Source organism: Bartonella sp. CM120XJJH (genome assembly GCF_042194715.1).
Taxonomy (GTDB): domain Bacteria; phylum Pseudomonadota; class Alphaproteobacteria; order Rhizobiales; family Rhizobiaceae; genus Bartonella.
Window position 1 is genome coordinate 1 of sequence record NZ_JBHINE010000026.1, and the last position, 19,945, is coordinate 19,945.

Below are 19,945 nucleotides of genomic sequence, written 5' to 3' on the forward strand. Positions count from 1 at the left end.
TAGCAGACTTCAAAGAAACATTAGAAACATTGTGCGAAGCGTGCTTTATAGAGAAATGTTAGAAAATCCTATTCCCTAACTTTTATCCACGTATCCCGTACTTTAAAAAAGATATATAAATACAGTAACTTATTAGACAAATAAGTAGTGTTGTGATGCTGAAACAGAGTAAAGAAACTTCATTTGTTCTTTTTGATTGATACAAATTTTGTCTATAAATTTTATAAGATGAATAAGGCATCATTTGAAGAAAGTTTTTGATAAGTCAATCGCTATAAGAAAACTGTGTTTTTGAGTGATGAAATTTTCGAATATTGTAAGTTTTCTTTCTACAGCTCTTTATCCATATTGATTGTATTATTATTTTTGGATACGGTGTATTGTTTAATAATCTGAGTTGATGAAGCTGCTCCTTTGAATTATCTACAGAGGTCATATATTGGGGAGGCATGTCTGTTGAGGGAGATGAGTTAGATAAAATCTGAAGGATATTTACTAAAATAGTGAAGGCGGTTTTAATTTTTTCATGAGGGATAATTGAGGCATTTTATAGTAATGCTGAGGAAAAGTGGACTCTCAAAGAATTCCTGTTGTCAAGGAAGTTTGTTCTGTTATCAGTGTGGTTTGATAGGCTTAGAGTTGTAGATTTATGCTTTGTATCTTTGCTTGTACAATGAAGGTTTATGAGCAAAGTTCTCCTTTCAATGAGCAATTATTTTTCTACTTACTTAGTTTATTCAAAAGATTATCTTTTATAAAAGAAGAAATAAGTTTTTAGTATCTTAATGCTTCATTGAAGTGAACTCATCACATTGAAAAATATCTATACAAAAAATTGGAGATAAAACATCAGGTGCGTTTTATTGCTCTAAGGAGGGCTTGAACACTTTTGTTTTTTCGAGTGAAAAAACAGATAGTTATTATGGGAACATTCAAAGGGGGGATAAGTTGAAGTTAGGAGTGACGGATGGGATCATTATTGATTGACGTTAATAACGTCTCAAAAATATATCGCAACATTGACAGAGGAATTGGTTTTAAAAACAAGGTGGTTTCTCTTTTCAAGCCGGTTTATACAAATCATCATGTGTTAAAAGATATGAGCTTCACCCTCTGTTCAGGGCAATCATTAGCAATTCTTGGTTCTAACGGAGCGGGTAAATCGACACTGATTAAAATACTTTCTGGTATACAACATGCTGATGAGGGATGTATTAAAGTCCTTGGTGTTGATCCTTATAAAGCAAAGAAAGATCTATTCAAGTCTTTGGGTGTGGTCTTTGGTCACAAGAATTGTTTGTGGTGGGATTTACCCTTACGCTACAGTCTGGATATAGTTCAACCATTATATGGTCTTGAACGCGCTTCTTTTACCCGTGATCTTAAAGAGATTATAGAGTTGCTGGGTCTTGAGCATATTATGGATAAGCCAGTGCGGATGCTCAGTCTGGGTGAGAGAGTGAAAAGTGAATTGGCATTTAATCTCTCCTTTAGACCTAAACTGTTGTTCCTCGATGAGCCAAGTATTGGTCTTGATATTACATCTAAGCATGAAATCAGGGAGCTTCTTAAAAAACTGAAAAAGGAGCGCGGCACTGGGTATGTCATCACGAGTCATGATATGGGAGATATTGATGGATACGTCGATGATATTATTCTCTTGCATAAGGGAAAAAAACAGTTTCATGGCCATCTTCAGGCGCTTAAAAATGTCATTCCTTCTTTGGTGAGAATAACACTTTTTTGTGAACACTTGGCTGCACCTTCAACTGTTGTAGAAAAAATTGATGAGATTGCGTTGCAATTATCTACTCCTTTAAAGGATAAGCACTTTAACGCTAAAGAATGTTCGCTGGAAATTTCGCTGCCTCGTGAGGATTTTGCGCGTTTTGTACGCGAAATTACAACCGAACTGAACTGTACGTTCTCTGTATCCACTCCCTCGCTTGAAGAGATGCTCCGTGTTAAATTTAAAGAATTTACCTAACCACTGCTTTGGCATGTTTCTTTTTGCCAAGAATGGATTACTCACTGTTCTAAGTGATAGAGCAATGTTTTTTACCGACATTATCATTGGAACACTTTCGCCATTTGTTATTCAACTTCTATTATGGAATGCACTTTTCTCTGATATGGGCAACACCATAAATGGCTTTAGCTTTCATGATATGATGTATTATTATGCTTTTGCTTTAGTCTTGGGACGCTTAAATAATGGTTATAATGTGATTAAGTTTTTCTCTCATCATGTTAAAGAAGGTCAATTAGAAGTATATCTTACAAAGCCCTTCAGTTATATGACACAAATGCTTTTTACTTTTTTAGGGGAGAGTGTATTATATAGCGTTCCGTTAATGGCTCTTTTTGTTGTTAAACTTGTCTCATCCTATGAAAATATTCTGGGATTGGTCATCGCTTTTCTATTCTTTTTTCTCATTGTTATTCTATCACAATTGCTTTGTTTTTTACTCTCTTTTGGAATTGCCTTATTAAGCTTTTGGGTGATTGAGTACAATATATTACTCTCTTTCAGTATTCTCAGTTCAGCGCTTCTTGGAGGTGTTCTTTTACCACCATCTTTTTGGCCGGTGTGGCTTATTGGGCTCATGCAATCTAATCCTTATCGTTTCATGATATCAGCTCCTGCCGAGTTTTTTGCGACGCAAAATTTAGCGTTGTTTCAGCAGTTTATTTTCGGAAGTTTTACTTATATTTTGTGTCTTTTATTCTTAATTTATATTGCTTGGAATAAAGGAATGAAAGCATATAATGGAGCGGGTGGTTGAGATGAAAATAATTCTTCATTTTATCAGCCTGAATATCCGCCGACAGATTGTTTACGGTAAGAATTTGGCTGGGGAGTTTATTCTTTCTCTATGCTATTATTTTATTCAATTCATATTTATTGATAGAATATCCTCTTTTTCAGGAAAGATCGGTAACTATAGCAGAGATGAAATTCATTTTATCTTTGTTGTCTTTGTTTTACTTGGAATATTTTTACTAATTCTATTGAAACATTTTTTGAAAAAGTAGCGGATGGTAAAATTGAGCCATACTTTATAAAGCCTGTTTCAATCTGGTTGTTGATGTTGTTTGGTTGGTGTAAACCACTTAATCTGATCAAGCTCTTTGTTCTTTATGTTAGTGCCTATTTGTTTATATCATTACCGAATATATCCGATCTTAAGCTAGGATGGATCTCTTTTATTGTTGCGATATTTTGTGTTTTTATCGTCAATATTTGTTTTTTCATGATGTTTAATTTTGTAACATTTATTATTAGCCGTAAGATGCCTGTCGAATATTTTCATGAAATGATTTTTGAGCTGTCATTTGTACCAATAGGCATTTATCCTTTAAGCATCGTAAAATGGCTTATGTTTATGCTTCCCATGGCTTTTTCTGCTTCTTTGCCCGTTTCACTGTTATTTGGTAAAGGTGAATGGAATATTGGATATCTTCTGTTGAGCGCTTTTCTTTTTATTGCCATGACTTTCATAAGTTATAAGAAAACAATTCGTAAATTTAATGGATTAGGGGGATAATATAAAAGTCAGAAAGTTATCTTCGTGGAAGATAATGAACTTTATTAAAGTTATTCCGCGTTTTTGTAGAAACGAATGGCTGTGCAATCGTTGAAATGTGTAATGTCTTTATGGCATTAGATTTGGCGCGTTCACCAAAATTATTCCTTAGCTTACTTAACTTAGCTTTTTCAATCAAAGAGCTAAGTTGGGGTTTACGCTATTTTTTTTGCTGGGGCAGCTATTTCTTCTCAATCTATAATAATGCAAAATAATTTTATCAGAATATTTCAATAATATATATTTTTGTTTTCTGTAAAATTTAAAAATAGCTATATTGCTATATTGTAAAAAATAAAAAAACACTACGTGTAACTAAAAAACAACACTATGATATTTTTGTAATATAATATCTAATAGTATTTATGATAATAAAGCTTAAAATTATAATAAAAACAATAAAATAACTTTATTTTAGTATATTTTCACCTTTAAATTATGTAGTATAAAAACACAAATAAAACAATTGACAAGCTTAAAATAAACATGTAACGGATATATTGTAAATGTAATATAATATAAAAACAATAATTAAAATAAAATTATTAATTATATTTTGTATTATATTTTTTATGAATAGAAGATAAATATAATTTATCGATAGATGATGTAATGTTTTCTATTTAGAGGGGGCGGTAAAGAAAATTTATTTTATTAAACATTGTAATAGGTGGTTATGACGAAAATATTTAAGCATTGTATAGTATGTGTGGTTGCAGTAGCTATTTTCTTTTCACAGATTTTAGGAGCCAATGCGAATTCTTTAAATGGCAGATTTCAAAATGCTGGTTTCATTTCTGTAATGACACAAGAAAATAGAGTTATTAAAGCTGTTGATATGATTATTAGCCAATTTGGAGAACAAGGGGCTGAGAAAAATGTCCACAAGGTCGCGGGTTTAATGGGGATGGAGGCAGCGATTTTTGGTTTAATCGCATATCTTGTATATTTCTTTACGAGAAAGCCACCGAGTCCTAGCAGGGCGACAGGTGGAAGAACATTCGACGCTTTTGCTCATAGTGCATGGGCTTTGAATTAAAAGATATTGTACTTGATGAACTTTGAATTATTTTATTGTTGAATATTTCATATAAATAAACCGTGATATTTAATCACGGTTCATTTATATTTTACTTTGAATGATATTGATAAGTTTATCCTTAATATATTGTGTGGGAGATGGCAATATATGGCACATTAAATTTAACTAATCAGCTATTTTAAAGGTTACTTAAATTTTTCCCTCTTCAAAATACACATTTGAGCTAAGTTTGTGGTTGATATTTTTTTATGATGCGAATGCGTTAATTGAGATATCCATAAACTTTGTATATCAACTCAAAAAATACAGGGGATGACAATCTTACGACTATTTGTGGGTTTCATTTTTATGAAATGAAAAAGCATAGTGATGAGTATTACAAATATTTGCGTAAAAGCTTTTATTGGAAGCTTTTAGTCTCTTTGTGGTTTACAATTCATTTTATCATTTTATCTTAAGCAAAGAGAATGTGGATTCATTTCTATTTCTCTATTTTATCTGAGAAGGGTGGAGTTATACAAATGTCAAAAAAAGTCATGATCGTGGAAGATAATGAGCTTAATATGAAGTTATTCCGTGATCTTGTAGAAGCGAGTGGTTATGAAACCGTTGAAACGCGTAATGGTCTTATGGCATTAGATTTGGCGCGTTCATCAATGCCATCTCTTATCCTTGTGGATATCCAGTTGCCGGAGGTCTCTGGAATAGATGTTATTAAACAATTAAAAGAAGATGAAGAACTTCGATCAATCCCCGTTGTTGCTGTAACAGCTTTTGCTATGAAAGGCGATGAGGAGCGAATTCGTGCAAGTGGATGTGAAGAATATATGTCAAAACCTATTTCTGTCCCGCATTTTATCACAATGGTAAAGCATTTCTTGGACTGAAGCTTGTTAAGTAATGATAGAAAAAGACATTGAAAAGCTTATAAGATTACTAAAGTTATCGTGCAAATATTTTTGTGCTTTAGCACGTGGATACGTCTATTAGAAAAATACAAGTTTTTAAAAATTGAGACTGAAGTTTTGAATTTTTTGATTTATTTTTTTAGTTTTTGTTTAAGGAGAATCGGTTGTTTTGCATTCTTGTTTTTTCTAACAGATATAAATTTGTCTCTACGAAACGTCTGTTTTAGCAGTTAAAAAAAGCCCCGTTTTTGTCCGAGGCTTTATGCGTTGTACAAAAATTGAAATTAACGCTTTGAGAATTGGAAAGAACGACGTGCTTTTGCTTTACCGTATTTTTTACGCTCAACAACACGACTATCACGGGTAAGAAAACCACCTTTTTTCAAGATTGAGCGAAGTTCTGGTTCGTAATAGGTTAGAGCTTTGGAAATGCCATGGCGCACTGCACCGGCTTGTCCGGAAAGACCACCGCCTGCAACGGTTGCAATAATATCAAACTGAGTATCCCTGTTTGTTGCAACAATTGGTTGACGAAGAATCATTCTAAGAACAGGACGAGCAAAATATTTGTCAAATTCCTTATTGTTGATCGTGATTTTTCCAGAACCTGGTTTAATCCATACGCGTGCAACAGCGTCTTTACGCTTTCCTGTTGCGTAAGCACGTCCTTGTGAATCAAGCTTTTGCACGTGGACAGGAACAACATTTTCATGTGTTTCTGTAATACTTGTTACTATGCTAAGCTCAGAAAGAGAATTAATTTCAGCCATAATCAAGCAATCCTTTTATTTTTGCGGTTTAAAGCACCAATGTCAAGAGATTCAGGCTGTTGTGCTTCATGTGGATGTTGGCTTCCAGCGTAAACACGTAGATTCTTCAATTGACGGCGACCAAGAGGCCCACGAGGAATCATGCGCTCTACCGCTTTTTCAATAACGCGCTCGGGAAAACGTCCCTCAAGAAGTTGACGTGCTGTACGTTGTTTGATTCCACCAATATAGCCGGTATGCCAATAATATTTTTTATCCGTATATTTTTTGCCAGTGAGAGCTATTTTATCTGCATTAATGACAATAACGTTGTCACCATCATCAACATGTGGAGTAAATGTAGCTTTATGTTTGCCACGTAAGCGGTTAGCAACAAATGTGGCAAGACGACCTAAAACAAGGTTTTCTGCGTCAATAATAACCCATTTTTTCACCACTTCAGTTGGCTTTTGTGAAAAAGTTGCCATAGAAGTATCCTTTATTAGAACCCTTTTAATATAAGGGAATTTTTACTGTTTTGCGTTGAAAATTGTTACCATAGCGAAATATTTAACGCATACACCTTGCTCTGATATAATGTCTTTTGATTGACGTCAAGAGAAAATAAAAACTTTATAAAACAATATGTTATGAGAAAGGTATTATAATACCTCATGAAAAGGAGTTTGTGAGCCATTTAAACTTAAAATGAATGTTGCAAAAGAGTATTTTATCTTGAACGCATGATTGTATTTTATTGTTCTTCATTATAAGATAAGCAATAATGCAGTGGTCTCGTTATTTTCTCAATGTTGAATCTTCTGCTTGTGGTCAAGCTTGGTTAGATGCCCTTGATGTTCAAGGGATCAATAATGCGCGCGCTATTTCTCAAAAATTTGGGTTTCCAGATCAGTTAGCTCGGGTACTTTCAGCAAGAGATGTGGATGAATCGGAGGCTGTTGCTTTTATTAATCCAACATTGCGTACGCTTATGCCTGATCCAGAAAGTTTTAAGGATATGCAATGTGCTGCAGAGCGTATTGTTAAGGCTCTTCTCAATCAAGAGCGGGTTGCTGTTTTTGGTGATTATGATGTTGATGGTGCTTGTTCTTCGGCACTCATAGCGCGTTTTTTTCGTTATTTTGGTATTGAAGTCAAAATTTATATTCCTGATCGTATTGTTGAAGGCTATGGTCCGAATGAACAAGCGATGAGAATGCTTGTGCAAGAAGGCGCTCGGTTAATTATCACTGTTGATTGTGGCGCAAACAGTCCAGATGCAGTAAAAGCAGCAAGGCTTGCTGGTGCTGATGTTGTGATTTTAGATCATCATCAAATGTCAGAGATTCATCAAGAAGCCGTTGCTCTTGTCAATCCTAATCGCCCTGATGATTTTTCTAAACAGGGGCATTTATGTGCAGCGGGCGTTGTTTTCGTTACGTTAGCTTGGGTTCATCATTTGCTGCGGAAAAAACAATTCCAAGGGAAGCTGCCTGATCTTTTAAGTATGCTTGATCTTGTTGCATTGGCCACCATATGTGATGTCGTTCCATTACACGGGGTTAACCGTGCTTTTGTGATAAAAGGGCTTCAAGTTGCTCGTTCTATGCATAATTTAGGAATGACAGCTTTAACAAAGGTTGCACGAATAGGGGAGCCGCTTAATAGTTTTCATTTAGGTTTTTTGTTAGGTCCTAGAATTAATGCAGGAGGGCGCATTGGTGATCAAGCTTTGGGGGCACGTTTGCTTAGCTGCGAGAATAAAGATGAGGCGGACAGAATAGCAGAGCAATTAGATCGGCTTAATTACGAACGCCAAGAAATGGAGAACATTCAATTAGCACAAGCGGAATCTTACATTGCTTCTCTTTATCAAGACCAAGAAATACCATTGTCACTTGTAATTTCTCATAAAGAATGGCATCCGGGAATTATGGGTATTCTTGCTTCCCGTCTCAAAGAGCGTTTTTTTTGTCCTGTTTTTGCTATTGCTTTGAAAGAAGATGGAAATGGCGTAGGGTCGGGACGCTCAATTAACGGTATAGATTTAGGGGCACTCGTTCGTGAAGCTGTTACATTAAATTTATTAGAAAAAGGAGGGGGACATAGTATGGCAGCAGGAATTACAATTCAATTAACAAAAATTGAAATCTTTCGGAAATGGCTAGAAGAAAAAGTCTCTGGAATGGTTTCTGAGTTGCGTGCAAAAAAATCTCTTAGTATAGATGGTTCTCTTTCTGCTTCTGGTGTTAATGAAACGCTGTTTGAGTTGCTTGAAAAAGCTGGTCCATTTGGGACAGGGAATGCAACGCCTGTTTTTGTTCTTCCCTCTCATCGATTGGTGAATCTATCTGAAGTTGGTAAAGGACATCTTCGCCTCATTGTATCTAATGTTGAAGGAAAAAAACTACAAGGAATAGCTTTTCGTGCTGTAGGGACATCGCTTGGTGATTTTCTTTTTGAAAATATTGGTGAAATAATTCATTTAGCTGGTCATCTTAGTTTGAACTATTGGAATGGAACGATCAATCCGCAACTGCGCGTAATTGACGCAGCCGCAGTGGTTTGAAAGGGATATTTTTTACATTAGATGTCTAGATTAGAAGCAAAAGTAGAATTTTCTTGTATGAAACGAAATCGTGCTTCTGGTTTTGTTCCCATGAGACTTTCTACAGTCTTTTTCGTTTCTTGCATTTCCACGGCATCAATAGAAACACGAAGCAAAGTACGTTTTTGAGGATGCATAGTCGTTTCTTTAAGTTGTTCTGCGCGCATTTCACCCAGCCCTTTAAAACGCCCGATTTCGATTTTAGCTTTTCCAGTAAATTCAGTTTTGAGCAATTCATCCTTGTGAATGTCGTCACGAGCATAAGCAACTTTTCCTCCTTGCGATATTCTATAAAGGGGAGGGACGGCAAGATATAAATGTCCCTGATGAATAAGGTCAGGCATTTCTTGAAAGAAGAAGGTAATGAGCAGTGACGCAATATGAGCACCATCAACATCAGCATCTGTCATGATGATAATACGTTCATATCTGAGATCTTTTTCACGATATTTGGAGCGTGTTCCACATCCAAGAGCAAGGATAAGATCGCTAATTGTTTGGCTAGAGTTCATTTTTTCATGTGCAGCACTGGCGACATTTAAGATTTTACCACGAAGAGGTAAAATTGCTTGGTTTGCTCTATTTCTTGCTTGTTTAGCAGATCCTCCTGCAGAATCCCCTTCAACAATGAATAGTTCAGCACCTACAGCATGGTTCTGGCTACAATCTGCAAGTTTACCAGGCAGACGTAATTTACGGACAGCAGTTTTTCGACTTATTTCTCTATCGTGGCGCCGTTTAACACGTTCTTCAGCACGTTCAATAACCCAATCGAGAAGTTTTGTTGCTTCTTGCGGGGAATTTGCTAACCAATGATCAAAAGGATCACGGATTGCATTCTCAACGATACGCTGTGCTTCAATGGTTGCTAATCGATCTTTTGTTTGTCCAACAAATTCAGGGTTACTAATAAAGACTGAAAGTATCGCGGCTGTTGAAATCATAATATCGTCAGACGTAATAATTGCTGCGCGCTTGTTTCCTATTAACTCAGCGTAGGATTTTAATCCACGCAAAAGAGCTTGACGTAATCCTATTTCGTGTGTTCCGCCTTCTCCTGTAGGAATCGTATTGCAGTAAGATTGCACACAAGAATCACCACCATGCCAAGCGATAGCCCATTCAACGGAGCCATGACCATTATTTTGTTGTGTTTTGCCAGAAAAAATTTCTGACGTTACTCGATATTCATCTTTTAGTGACGAGAGTAAATAGTCTTTAAGCCCATTGGGGAAATGAAAAACAGCTTTTTCAGGAATATTTTTTGTGCCTTCAAGTATGACAGGATCACAAGTCCAGCGAATTTTTACACCACCAAAAAGATAGGCTTTGGAGCATGTCATCTTATAGATTTTTTCTGGATCAAAAGCTGCTTTTTCACCAAAAATTTCACGATCAGGATGAAAACGAACGCGCGTACCACGACGATTATAAACATCTCCCAGATCTTCCAATCCAGATTGAGGAATACCGCGTGAGAAACATTGTCGGTAAAGTTTTCGTTCTCGTGCAACTTCAACTTCCATATCATCAGAAAGAGCATTGACGACAGAAATTCCTACTCCATGAAGTCCACCTGCAGTTTGATAAGCCTTTCCATCAAATTTTCCCCCTGAGTGGAGTTGTGTCATAATAACTTCAAGAGTAGATTTCTCAGGCATTTGAGGATGATTTTCGACAGGTATACCGCGTCCATTATCTGTAACGGTTATATAACCGTTCCTATCTAATGAAACCTCAATGGAATCTGCATAACCCGCAACAGCTTCATCCATCGCGTTATCAATAATTTCGGCAAATAAATGATGAAGCGCTTTACTGTCTGTTCCACCAATATACATTCCAGGGCGTAAACGTACGGGCTCTAAACCCTCAAGCACTCGAATAGAGAGGGCATTATAGTCATCTTCTTGCGTATCTTTTGCGCTTTTTTTTGAAATCATCGCTTTTGATTTCATTGGAGACTGCAGAGTGTTTTCTTTTGTATTTACCCGAGATTGGGCTTTATTTAAAATACTAAAAAGATCCTTTTTGTTATCGCTCATAGCGTTTAACTATCTACCTCATAAAATAAAATATTTATTAAAATAATTTTATGCCTGTTTTTTATTTAAAAATCAATGCACTTAGGAAACATCAATTGTTGGACCGAAAATTTGTTCAAAAGCGTGTTTGAGAGCAATATCAATATCATGCATTGTTACAGGACAACCAAGATCAAGAAAGCTTGTTACACCGTGGTTTGTAATTCCACAAGGAACAATTCCTGAATAATGGGCTAAATTAGGATTAACATTGATAGAAACGCCATGAAAACTTATCCATTTGCGTACTCGAATGCCAATAGCTGCAATTTTATCTTCGGAAGAAAGATCATTTTGTGTTGATGGGCAATGAGACCGTTTAACCCAGACACCAACACGATCCTCTCTGCGTTCGCCTTTAATATTAAAGTTTGCAAGCATCTGTATGATCCATTCTTCTAATGCACTAATGAAAGCACGAATGTCTTGTTTTCGGCGTTTAAGATCAAGCATAATATAAGCAATACGCTGCCCTGGACCGTGATATGTGAATTCTCCTCCACGTCCTGCTTCATAAACAGGGAATAAATTAGGCGCTAAAAGATCTTTTTTATTTGCACTCGTCCCCGCTGTATAAAGGGAAGGATGTTCAAGAAGCCAAACTTGTTCATGTGCGGTTTTTGCAAGAATTTTTTCTACACGTTCTTGCATATAACGTAGAGCTTCAGGATACTCAACGAGATGATCACTTATCTTCCATTCAACGGGTGGATTTCCTAGAATTGCATTAAAATGATGTGATAAGTGATTACGATCCGTATGTTTCAATTCAAATGTCATTGGTAATATTTATCTTGATGTTTGAGTTTGTATTGTAATCAGAAAAATAAAAAAGAATAAGACTAAGAGATAGTTTATCAGAAGTGTAATGAATTTTATTAAACAAAAATCGTTATGCTCATTTTACCATCTTCCTGTTGCACCGCCACCACCTGATGATCCACCACCACCCCTAAATCCTCCTCCACCTCGAGGACCACCGAACCTTCCACTAGGATATCTGCCACCGGCACTTAAGTTTAAAAACCAAGGTGTGAAGATGATACCCAGCCAGAGGTACTTTTGTGGACCCACTTTTTTACCAAAAATCATTGCAAGAATAGGCAAACCAATAACTATAAAGAGAATGAGAAACATGATTGTATTTATAATCATTTCTTCTTTTTCAGCTTGTTTACGTTGTTCTTCAACAGCTTTAGCTTTTTGATTGATTCGAAAAGAAAAATCAGCATCACTTTGTGTGATCACTTTGATAATTGCATGAACGGATTCGACAATTCCTTTTTGATAATTTCCTTCACGAAAATTAGGAATCATGAAGCTATTAATAATGACAGAGGAAATGGCATCTGTTAGTTGTCCTTCCAGACCGTAGCCTACCTCAATACGTGCTTTGCGTTCATTTGGTGCAATGACGATTAATATGCCGTTATTGATTTGTTTTTGACCTAATCTCCATGTACGAAAAAGAGAATTGCTGTATGTTTCTATATCATTGCCCGAAAGAGTAGGGAGCGTCACAAGAACAATTTGATCTCCTGTTTTCTCTTCGAGTGTAGCGAGCTTTTCCGTTAAATTTCTTTGTGTTGCATGATCAAGTAAATGAGCCATATCGTTGATATAGCCGGTTAAGGGAGGAAATTTAGTGTGTGCGTAAGTGACATTCCCCAATACAATGATCAAATATAGAATACTCAAAGGGACCCATAAACGTAGAAAAGTACGACGTTTTATAGAGTGTTGACATATTTTCATTAATTAAAATTAACCTTTGGTGTTTGTTGGCTATCAGTATCGATGGTAAAAGTAGGCATAGGTTTTGCATCACGAAACCATAATTTTGCCCAAATCATCGTCGGCATTGTTTTGAGTGCAGTATTGTAGGCACGTACTGTTTCAATATAATCGCGGCGCGCAACGGAAATACGGTTTTCTGTTCCTTCTAATTGTGATTGAAGAGCAAGAAAGTTCTGGTTTGCTTTAAGATCCGGATAGTTTTCAACAACAGCCATAAGCCGCGAAAGTGCACTTGATAAATTGGCTTGATTTTTGAGATATTGCTGCATAACTTCCGGATTATTCAACATATCTGCATTAATGTTGACTTGCGTTGCTTTGGCACGTGCCTCAATTACATTTGTGAAAACGCTTTGTTCATGGGCAGCGTAAGCTTTAACTGTTTCTACAAGATTGGGGATGAGATCTGTACGACGTTGATATTGATTGAGCACTTCACTCCATGCTGCATGTGCTTTTTCTTCATTTGTTGGTATTGTATTAAATCCGCACCCACTTAAAAATGGCACTAACCATGCCAAAAAAATCACGATTGAAAATTGTTTTAATATTTTAAACATTGAAATTGAAGAAGTTTGTACATTTAACATAAAGATGTCTCCACAGATATTTTATGTATTATATAGGGTTTATCTTCTTGCTGGAAAGTATTTTGAATTTTATAAACAGGCATATTTATCAATAAATCGACATCTCTATGCATTTTAGGCACGCTTAAGTGATTTGCTGATATTAAAATAATAATGGTAATATAGATGTCATCTTATAAAAGATCAATAATATTCATATCAATTATTATTACAGAAAAATATATTATTTTCGGAGTATTTTTTGTTGTTTCACAACGTGTAGATAACAATTGGAAAAGGGGAAAATGTAAGCATCAATCTTATGGAAAGATAGAAGGTAAGGGCAAGTTCTTATTTTCCCTCCTTTAGAAGTTATGCTTAATATATTGGACAAAAAAGGGCTTTTTAATTATATACGGTAGTAATTGTGAAGGAGGGGAAAATCCTGTGATAGAAAGTGTTCAACGGCAAAGTGAAAAGTTTGATGGATTGGCTAATGATTATGATCGTTATCGTCCCCGCTATCCCCTCACTTTATTTAAAACTATGCTCCATCCGTTTAAGAACAAAAAGCATTTGTCTATTGTGGATGTGGGGGCTGGGACAGGTATCGCATTAGAGGGAATTGTTAAATTTTTAGGAAATGAGCACCAATATCATGCTATCGATGTATCGGCAGATATGATTAAGCAGGGGCGAAAAAAATTTCCTACGGTGCAGTGGTATCAGGGCCGTGCCGAAGACCTATTGCCTCAAATCGGCGAGGTTGATCTTGTCATTGCAGCACAAGCGTTTCAGTGGATGGATCGTCCTAAGTTGCTTTGTTCTGTTTCAGATCAACTTCGGGTCAATGGTGTCATGGCGGTTATTCAAAATAATCGCGATTTCAAGCATAGCGAATTTCTAGAGGCTTATGAGACATTGTTAGAGAAAATGAGTCCGAACTATTCTCGTTATTATCGTAATTTTGATTTTTTACAGGAAATGAGCGATGGCTTTGGGGTAGATCCGGAAAAGATTTTTTTCTATACGCACAATTGGACGATGATGATCCCATCTGAAGCTTTTATTGGAATGAGCCGCTCTTCAACGCAAGCGCAACGCGCTATTGCCCGCTATGGGGAAGAATATTTACGCCAATTGGTTGCATTGACAAAGAAATATGAAGTACAAGGTAATTTGGAGCTTTTGTATCGAAGTGAGCTCTATATGTATGCAGGATAATCTGATATCGATGATTGCTTTTGTTCTTTTAGCGCATCAGAGTGGGCGGTATTCAGGAAATTAACGCATTATTAAGGCAGATTTTGAGGGGGGCAGTTTTTTTCTTCAGCACTCAAATTAACATCTTATTACATCTGAGTTTCATTGTTCACTTAATATGAAAGAGTTTTAAATAGAAAACTTATGCACTGCATTATAGCATCGAGGCGCTTTCTTTACTGCAGTTTAACAACAGATTATTTTATAAAATGGGAAGAGGTGGATTGAATAGAAATATTTGATAATTCTTTGTTTTTATGATTTTTTTATTATTAAATGAGAGTGTTTTTAATAAATTTTGACGAAAATAACTGAAAAAGTACAAAAAATGATCATAATCAGAAATTTATCGTAAAAAAGGTAATGGCTTGGAAGAACCTTTAAAAACAACTCATTTTGAAATTATCTCTAAATTCAGATTCAATATAACAAAAAAGTAAAATATAAATATGTCATATGAAGCATTTCTCTTTTTAAAAGATATAATATAAAAACAATATGTTAATTAAATTTTTTGATATAAGAAAACTTCTTTTATTTTCTATTTTAAATAACGGGTTAGGTCGAGTCTTATGTGGTTTTATTGAAGATGTGCTTTTCAATGTTCAATCTGGCGTTTTAAATACAATTTTAGAAGTGGCAAATAAGCTCAATTTCTTCTCTGTTGTGATGCGTTGAATAAGTTTTTTAATTTTCTATAGAGCTTAATTTTTGCAATTATGATAGATTGTGACAGCTATCTATTTAAGATTTTTATAAGTTTAGTAGGAATAGCTTAATGATATATCCATTGCGCTCCTCTCATCTTTACGCTTCATAAAAGAATAAGCCTGCACTATAACACACTTTGTCATCTCCCAATGTTGCGACAGCTTTTGACACTTGAGACGGTGCATAAGAGGGGGACGGTCCTTTTTGTACAGCTTTATCCATAGATCAATCTCGCTTATAACGTGCAAGCGAATGGTTTTGATTGATTCAACATACAGATTTGAGATGAGAGAATCTTAAGATATTTGACTCTCTCATTTAATATGAATAATGCTAGATTATGATTATAAATTAATGCCTTATCTATTTTTTAAATCTATGACTTTGGTTGTACTTTTCAATATTTCATTTTCATTTATCGTCAACTATTCTACTTTTGGATAATGACTCCATTGTAAGGAATGCCTTTAAGAAAGCCTTCTCGTTTTAAAGAGTCATTATAGTTTTTTGTTTTATAGAAGGACCAATAATGCTAAACATTATACTTTGATTAAAAAAGAAAGTAAATTATGACTATTATACTAAAACCGAGCGAGGTGACGCTTAGTGAACTTGCAGCTATTTATTTTAATGGTGAAGTGAGTAAACTTCATAATGACACGCATTTAGCTATAGAAAAAGGGGCTCAGCGCATCGCTGAAATTGCTGCTGGAAGTGAGCCTGTGTACGGTATTAATACTGGTTTTGGGAAGTTGGCTTCCATTAAAATTAATGCGGACGATGTTACTGTTTTACAGAGAAATCTTATTTTGTCCCACTGTTGTGGGGTAGGAGAGCCTTTAGCTGAAAATATTGTGCGTTTGATAATGAGCTTAAAGCTTATCTCTTTAGGAAGAGGGGCTTCTGGGGTTCGTCTAGAATTGGTAAATTTGCTGGAAAATATGCTTGCAAAGGGCGTCATTCCTGTCATCCCTGAAAAAGGGTCTGTTGGTGCTTCAGGTGATCTAGCTCCACTTGCCCACATGGCGGCTGTTATGATGGGAGAAGGAGAAGCATTTTTTCAAAATATTCGTATGAGTGGAGCGGTTGCATTAGAGAAAGCAGGATTGTCCCCTGTTATTTTAGAGGCAAAGGAAGGTCTAGCTCTTATTAATGGAACTCAAACATCAACAGCTCTTGCACTTGCCGGTCTTTTTCGGGCTTATCGGGCATTGTGTGGTGGATTGCTGGCAGGGGCTTTGACGACAGATGCCATTATGGGATCAACAGCACCATTTCATCCTGATATCCATATTTTACGAGGACATTATGGGCAGATTGCTGTATCGAAAACATTAGAAAAGCTTGTAGAGGATTCAGAAATTCGTGCAGCACATTTACGGGGTGATGAGCGTGTACAAGATCCTTATTGTATACGTTGTCAGCCACAGGTCATGGGGGCATGTTTTGATATTTTGCTAGCAGCAGCAAAAACACTGATTATTGAAGCAAATGCTGTTACAGATAATCCATTGATTTTAAGGAATGGTGAAGTTGTATCAGGTGGAAATTTTCATGCTGAACCTGTAGCATTTGCTGCTGATCAGATTGCTCTTGCTTTATGTGAAATAGGATCTATTTCTCAACGACGTATTGCTCTTATGGTTGATCCAGCAGTTTCTTATGGACTTCCAGCTTTCTTAGCGCATAATGCGGGTCTTAATTCAGGTTTTATGATTGCTGAAGTAACAGCAGCAGCTTTAATGTCTGAAAATAAGCAAATGGCCTATCCTGCTTCCGTTGATTCAACACCAACTTCAGCCAATCAAGAAGATCATGTTTCAATGGCTTGCCATGGAGCTCGTCGGTTATTGCTAATGAGCGAAAATCTTTTTACACTTATTGGCATTGAAACGCTTGTTGCAGCACAAGGAATTGAATATCGTGCACCTTTAAAAACAAGTACTTTTTTGCAATCTGTTATGAAATGTTTACGCAAAAAGGTTGCTTCTCTTAAGGAAGATCGTTATCTGGCTCCAGATCTTCATCAAGCACATATACTTGTGCGTGAAGGGCACTTATTATCTGTTTTACCAGAAACAATTTTTCCTTCACTAGAACCTAAATAATATTTATTTTTGAGTTTAAAAGAGAAGGAGAGATCTAATTATGAGGTTTCTTTATACAAAAATTAGAGAGATGATGAATATTCCATTTATTGGCTGTTATGTATTGTGTTTATGCGTGATTATCTCTTTAATGCGCTTATCTTATGATATAATCTAGTTTAGATAAATTTATGAATGAGCGTATTATATTTATTATTACTCATTAAAATTGATATTTTTATTGAGTAATTCTCTTTTTAAAAGATGGTTTATAATTTTTATACTTTTAAATCATGAAAAGGGAAAATAAATGTCTAAAAATCGTCTATTATGTATTTTAATGACAATTATTGTTTGTTTTTCGCAAATTGTGGAGGCTTACGCGAATTTTTGGAGAGGTAGCTTTTCAGAGGATGTTTTCATTATGATAGTGGCCCAAGAAAAAGAGCCTTTTATTTCAGCGAAAAACAAAGATTTTATTGCTATCTCGGGGAAAACTCCCAGAGATAAGGAGAATGCTATCATCGGACCAACGGTCAAAGATGCTATTTTTACCGTATATTTTTTTTTCATTGGAAAGCTTGTCGTTAAGTCAGTTGGAGTCCTTAAAAGATGGGTTTTAGATACACTTTCTCATACTTTTGAAAACTGGCGAGATTCACTTTATCATTGATGAAGCTATATCAATTGATTTTAAAAATGAGTGCATGTGGTGTTGAATACAATTTATGATGATGTGACAAGCTAAAAAATGTAGAGAGTTTATACGGTATTAATAGAAAGTTTAACGCATGTTTCTCTTGAATATGATAAATGGGAGCATATGTTCCTTCATGCAAAACAGTGTTTTTGCATTCACGGGTTTGTTTTAAGAAAATATTTCCTCAATACTTAAGCTTATATTTCAGAGTTGTGTAAGTATTCAGTATAATATAAAAAACAATAAAACCAATATGTTGAGTGCAATTTTTTTATAAGAATCCACACTTTTATGCATGATTCATTTGACCATTTTTATATAAGATTGCTATGTATGAATAGACTATAAAAGCAAATCATGAAGAAAAAACAACTTCAAAATGTCCTTCAAGCGTTTTAACTTCTTTTGGATTAACAATAATCTTGATATCGTTTTCCAATTTTGCAAACACTCAAGCATTTTCATTTCACTAATTCCTCGAAATTCTCCACTTAAGAGTTTAGACAATTTGGGTTGAGTCATTTTCAAAAGTTGACTAACCTGTTTTTGTGTTAAGTTCTTTTCTTTAAGAATTTGACTAATCTTATGAGCAAGTTGTGCTTTGATAAGCATCTCTCTAGAATCTGAAAAGCCAAGATCCGCATAAACATTGGAACTACCGTGAAAAACATTGATCATTTTAATTCCCTTCTATTGTTCTGCTAACTTGAGACATTCTTTGATCAGATTAATGTCTGGTTTTGGTGTTGCAATGCCACGGGTCGATTTTTTCTGAAAACAATGCAACACATAAAGAGATTTTTTATATTGTATCGTATAAACAGCGCGATAAGTTCCTTGAATATCGCGTTCAATAATTTCTAGAACATTGGCAGATCCAAACCCCTTGAGAACCTTAACATTTTCTCCTCTATCTCCTATCTGAGCAAGATAAAGAGCATAACCAATCCTTTGTTGAATAAGATCAGGAAGACTTTTTATATCTTTGAGTGAAGAACCAAGCCATATGATATATTTTATTTTACTCATGATCATTAATATATCCATATGGATATATTTTTAGGTGGTTATTTTAATTTTGTGATTTTTTAATAACTATTATTAATAAAATTAACTTAATAAAAATGGGAATAAAAAATATTGGGGTAGTTCTTTAAAAAATGGAGTTAAGGTTCAAAACCGTTGTAACATCATAAAGGCATGGGATTTTACTCAATTTTGAGTCAAAAGCGACAATGTTTAAAGAAGACTCTATTCTAAAGAAACGGGCTCGAATTTGAGCTGGTTAATTTTACTAGCCAAATATAGAGCGACTCATTTGCAAAGACGTTACGTTTGAGAGCACAATGAAAAGATACTTATGAAAACCTCTCTAAGTAAATGGTTAAACGTTTTAAAATTAATGTTTTATAAGCTTATTATTCTTTCATTTGCTTAAGAGCATTTTCTCTTTTGAGTAAACCTAGGCTATAGATTTAATAACAGAGCAAATCTTAAAGCCTTACATTTTTAAAAACCGCTGCTTTTATCTTATGAAAGATTGTTTTGAAAACTAACGTTCGTAAATGTAAAAAACGGGTTTTATTACAGATATTCACTTAATATGCATTTGCTTTTGATTGTATTGATAAAGCTCCCAAGTGTTTTGATAGGTTTTGATTTTAGATAATGCGTTATTTGAATTCACTTAGCTCGATTTTGAGCTTAGTATTTTGAAACGCTTTTAAATGATGGAGTTGTTTTCCATAGAGCTCTTCATCATTCATAGACGCTAAAATGCCATTCATTTCATGGGCTTGTTTTTTAGCACTATCAGCAAAGATCTTGGGCGTTGCTGTCA

17 protein-coding genes and 1 pseudogene are annotated in these 19,945 nt (G+C 35.2%); 9 read left to right on the forward strand and 9 right to left on the reverse strand.

Going from position 1 to position 19,945, the window contains the following annotated elements:
* Positions 1-967: 967 nt before the first annotated feature.
* From ACFIKU_RS08480 to ACFIKU_RS08500, 5 genes and pseudogenes are all read left to right on the forward strand, one after another.
* Positions 968-1,987: an ATP-binding cassette domain-containing protein gene (locus ACFIKU_RS08480; RefSeq protein WP_375657241.1), complete on the forward strand. Its 1,020-nt coding sequence runs from the start codon at positions 968-970 to the stop codon at positions 1,985-1,987.
* Positions 1,962-2,786: an ABC-2 family transporter protein gene (locus tag ACFIKU_RS08485; protein WP_375657242.1), complete on the forward strand. Its 825-nt coding sequence runs from the start codon at positions 1,962-1,964 to the stop codon at positions 2,784-2,786. The genes ACFIKU_RS08480 and ACFIKU_RS08485 overlap by 26 nt, the downstream gene beginning before the upstream one ends.
* A pseudogene (locus ACFIKU_RS08490) lies at positions 2,770-3,548 on the forward strand (ABC-2 family transporter protein). Before ACFIKU_RS08485 ends, ACFIKU_RS08490 begins: the two are co-directional and overlap by 17 nt.
* A gap of 715 nt (positions 3,549-4,263) precedes the next feature.
* Positions 4,264-4,626, forward strand: a complete 363-nt coding sequence (locus tag ACFIKU_RS08495; protein WP_375642562.1) for a hypothetical protein — start codon at positions 4,264-4,266, stop codon at positions 4,624-4,626.
* A gap of 524 nt (positions 4,627-5,150) precedes the next feature.
* Positions 5,151-5,516: a response regulator gene (locus ACFIKU_RS08500; protein WP_273724078.1), complete on the forward strand. Its 366-nt coding sequence runs from the start codon at positions 5,151-5,153 to the stop codon at positions 5,514-5,516.
* Positions 5,517-5,821: 305 nt separating this feature from the next.
* Here the strand turns inward: ACFIKU_RS08500 and rpsI are convergent, their stop codons facing one another.
* Positions 5,822-6,307, reverse strand: a complete 486-nt coding sequence (rpsI, locus tag ACFIKU_RS08505) for a 30S ribosomal protein S9 (RefSeq protein WP_015856545.1) — start codon at positions 6,305-6,307, stop codon at positions 5,822-5,824.
* A 2-nt stretch (positions 6,308-6,309) separates the two neighbouring features.
* On the reverse strand, positions 6,310-6,774 hold the full coding sequence (gene rplM, locus ACFIKU_RS08510) for a 50S ribosomal protein L13 (protein WP_375642563.1): 465 nt from the start codon (positions 6,772-6,774) through the stop codon (positions 6,310-6,312).
* A gap of 296 nt (positions 6,775-7,070) precedes the next feature.
* On the opposite strand from rplM, the gene recJ reads away from it, so the two are divergent.
* Complete coding sequence (gene recJ, locus ACFIKU_RS08515) at positions 7,071-8,855, forward strand: single-stranded-DNA-specific exonuclease RecJ (protein ID WP_375657243.1); 1,785 nt, start codon at positions 7,071-7,073, stop codon at positions 8,853-8,855.
* Positions 8,856-8,872: 17 nt separating this feature from the next.
* Here recJ and parE read toward each other — a convergent pair whose 3' ends face one another.
* The 4 genes from parE to ACFIKU_RS08535 all read right to left on the reverse strand — a co-directional run bounded on the left by parE (position 8,873) and on the right by ACFIKU_RS08535 (position 13,365).
* Positions 8,873-10,939 (reverse strand): DNA topoisomerase IV subunit B, encoded by a 2,067-nt coding sequence (gene parE / locus ACFIKU_RS08520; RefSeq protein ID WP_375642565.1) that lies wholly within the window; start codon positions 10,937-10,939, stop codon positions 8,873-8,875.
* A gap of 81 nt (positions 10,940-11,020) precedes the next feature.
* Positions 11,021-11,758 (reverse strand): lipoyl(octanoyl) transferase LipB, encoded by a 738-nt coding sequence (lipB, locus tag ACFIKU_RS08525; protein WP_375642566.1) that lies wholly within the window; start codon positions 11,756-11,758, stop codon positions 11,021-11,023.
* A 123-nt stretch (positions 11,759-11,881) separates the two neighbouring features.
* Entirely contained in the window at positions 11,882-12,733 is an 852-nt protein-coding gene (locus ACFIKU_RS08530) for a TPM domain-containing protein (RefSeq protein WP_375657244.1), read from the reverse strand.
* The gene (locus ACFIKU_RS08535; RefSeq protein WP_273724085.1) at positions 12,733-13,365 is read right to left on the reverse strand and encodes a LemA family protein; all 633 of its coding nucleotides are present in this window, start codon (positions 13,363-13,365) and stop codon (positions 12,733-12,735) included. Before ACFIKU_RS08535 ends, ACFIKU_RS08530 begins: the two co-directional genes overlap by 1 nt.
* A gap of 426 nt (positions 13,366-13,791) precedes the next feature.
* On the opposite strand from ACFIKU_RS08535, the gene ACFIKU_RS08540 reads away from it, so the two are divergent.
* Positions 13,792-14,568, forward strand: coding sequence for a class I SAM-dependent methyltransferase (locus ACFIKU_RS08540; RefSeq protein ID WP_375657245.1), 777 nt, complete (start codon positions 13,792-13,794; stop codon positions 14,566-14,568).
* Between the two features lie 846 nt (positions 14,569-15,414).
* Here ACFIKU_RS08540 and ACFIKU_RS08545 read toward each other — a convergent pair.
* Complete coding sequence (locus ACFIKU_RS08545; RefSeq protein ID WP_375642568.1) at positions 15,415-15,540, reverse strand: hypothetical protein; 126 nt, start codon at positions 15,538-15,540, stop codon at positions 15,415-15,417.
* Between the two features lie 347 nt (positions 15,541-15,887).
* On the opposite strand from ACFIKU_RS08545, the gene hutH reads away from it, so the two are divergent.
* A complete protein-coding gene (gene hutH / locus ACFIKU_RS08550) occupies positions 15,888-17,426 on the forward strand; it encodes a histidine ammonia-lyase (RefSeq protein ID WP_375657246.1) in 1,539 nt (512 codons plus the stop codon).
* Positions 17,427-17,715: 289 nt separating this feature from the next.
* Positions 17,716-18,078, forward strand: a complete 363-nt coding sequence (locus ACFIKU_RS08555; protein ID WP_375642570.1) for a hypothetical protein — start codon at positions 17,716-17,718, stop codon at positions 18,076-18,078.
* Positions 18,079-18,447: 369 nt separating this feature from the next.
* On the opposite strand, the gene ACFIKU_RS08560 is transcribed toward ACFIKU_RS08555, so the two are convergent.
* Together ACFIKU_RS08560 and ACFIKU_RS08565 are read right to left on the reverse strand one after the other, a co-directional pair.
* On the reverse strand, positions 18,448-18,783 hold the full coding sequence (locus ACFIKU_RS08560; RefSeq protein WP_273724089.1) for a helix-turn-helix domain-containing protein: 336 nt from the start codon (positions 18,781-18,783) through the stop codon (positions 18,448-18,450).
* 12 nt (positions 18,784-18,795) lie between these two features.
* A complete protein-coding gene (locus ACFIKU_RS08565; protein ID WP_375657247.1) occupies positions 18,796-19,134 on the reverse strand; it encodes a type II toxin-antitoxin system RelE/ParE family toxin in 339 nt (112 codons plus the stop codon).
* Between the last annotated feature and the right edge of the window lie 811 nt (positions 19,135-19,945).

What these genes read in the sequence shown, in the direction of transcription:
- ACFIKU_RS08545 (WP_375642568.1), bottom strand. Translation starts at nt 15,540, where the DNA reads ATGGATAAAGCTGTACAAAAAGGACCGTCCCCCTCTTATGCACCGTCT.
- ACFIKU_RS08480 (WP_375657241.1), top strand. Translation starts at nt 968, where the DNA reads ATGGGATCATTATTGATTGACGTTAATAACGTCTCAAAAATATATCGC.
- ACFIKU_RS08495 (WP_375642562.1), top strand. Translation starts at nt 4,264, where the DNA reads ATGACGAAAATATTTAAGCATTGTATAGTATGTGTGGTTGCAGTAGCT.
- lipB (WP_375642566.1), bottom strand. Translation starts at nt 11,758, where the DNA reads ATGACATTTGAATTGAAACATACGGATCGTAATCACTTATCACATCAT.
- ACFIKU_RS08555 (WP_375642570.1), top strand. Translation starts at nt 17,716, where the DNA reads ATGTCTAAAAATCGTCTATTATGTATTTTAATGACAATTATTGTTTGT.
- rpsI (WP_015856545.1), bottom strand. Translation starts at nt 6,307, where the DNA reads ATGGCTGAAATTAATTCTCTTTCTGAGCTTAGCATAGTAACAAGTATT.
- parE (WP_375642565.1), bottom strand. Translation starts at nt 10,939, where the DNA reads ATGAGCGATAACAAAAAGGATCTTTTTAGTATTTTAAATAAAGCCCAA.
- hutH (WP_375657246.1), top strand. Translation starts at nt 15,888, where the DNA reads ATGACTATTATACTAAAACCGAGCGAGGTGACGCTTAGTGAACTTGCA.
- recJ (WP_375657243.1), top strand. Translation starts at nt 7,071, where the DNA reads ATGCAGTGGTCTCGTTATTTTCTCAATGTTGAATCTTCTGCTTGTGGT.
- ACFIKU_RS08535 (WP_273724085.1), bottom strand. Translation starts at nt 13,365, where the DNA reads ATGTTAAATGTACAAACTTCTTCAATTTCAATGTTTAAAATATTAAAA.
- rplM (WP_375642563.1), bottom strand. Translation starts at nt 6,774, where the DNA reads ATGGCAACTTTTTCACAAAAGCCAACTGAAGTGGTGAAAAAATGGGTT.
- ACFIKU_RS08560 (WP_273724089.1), bottom strand. Translation starts at nt 18,783, where the DNA reads ATGATCAATGTTTTTCACGGTAGTTCCAATGTTTATGCGGATCTTGGC.
- ACFIKU_RS08500 (WP_273724078.1), top strand. Translation starts at nt 5,151, where the DNA reads ATGTCAAAAAAAGTCATGATCGTGGAAGATAATGAGCTTAATATGAAG.
- ACFIKU_RS08530 (WP_375657244.1), bottom strand. Translation starts at nt 12,733, where the DNA reads ATGAAAATATGTCAACACTCTATAAAACGTCGTACTTTTCTACGTTTA.
- ACFIKU_RS08565 (WP_375657247.1), bottom strand. Translation starts at nt 19,134, where the DNA reads ATGAGTAAAATAAAATATATCATATGGCTTGGTTCTTCACTCAAAGAT.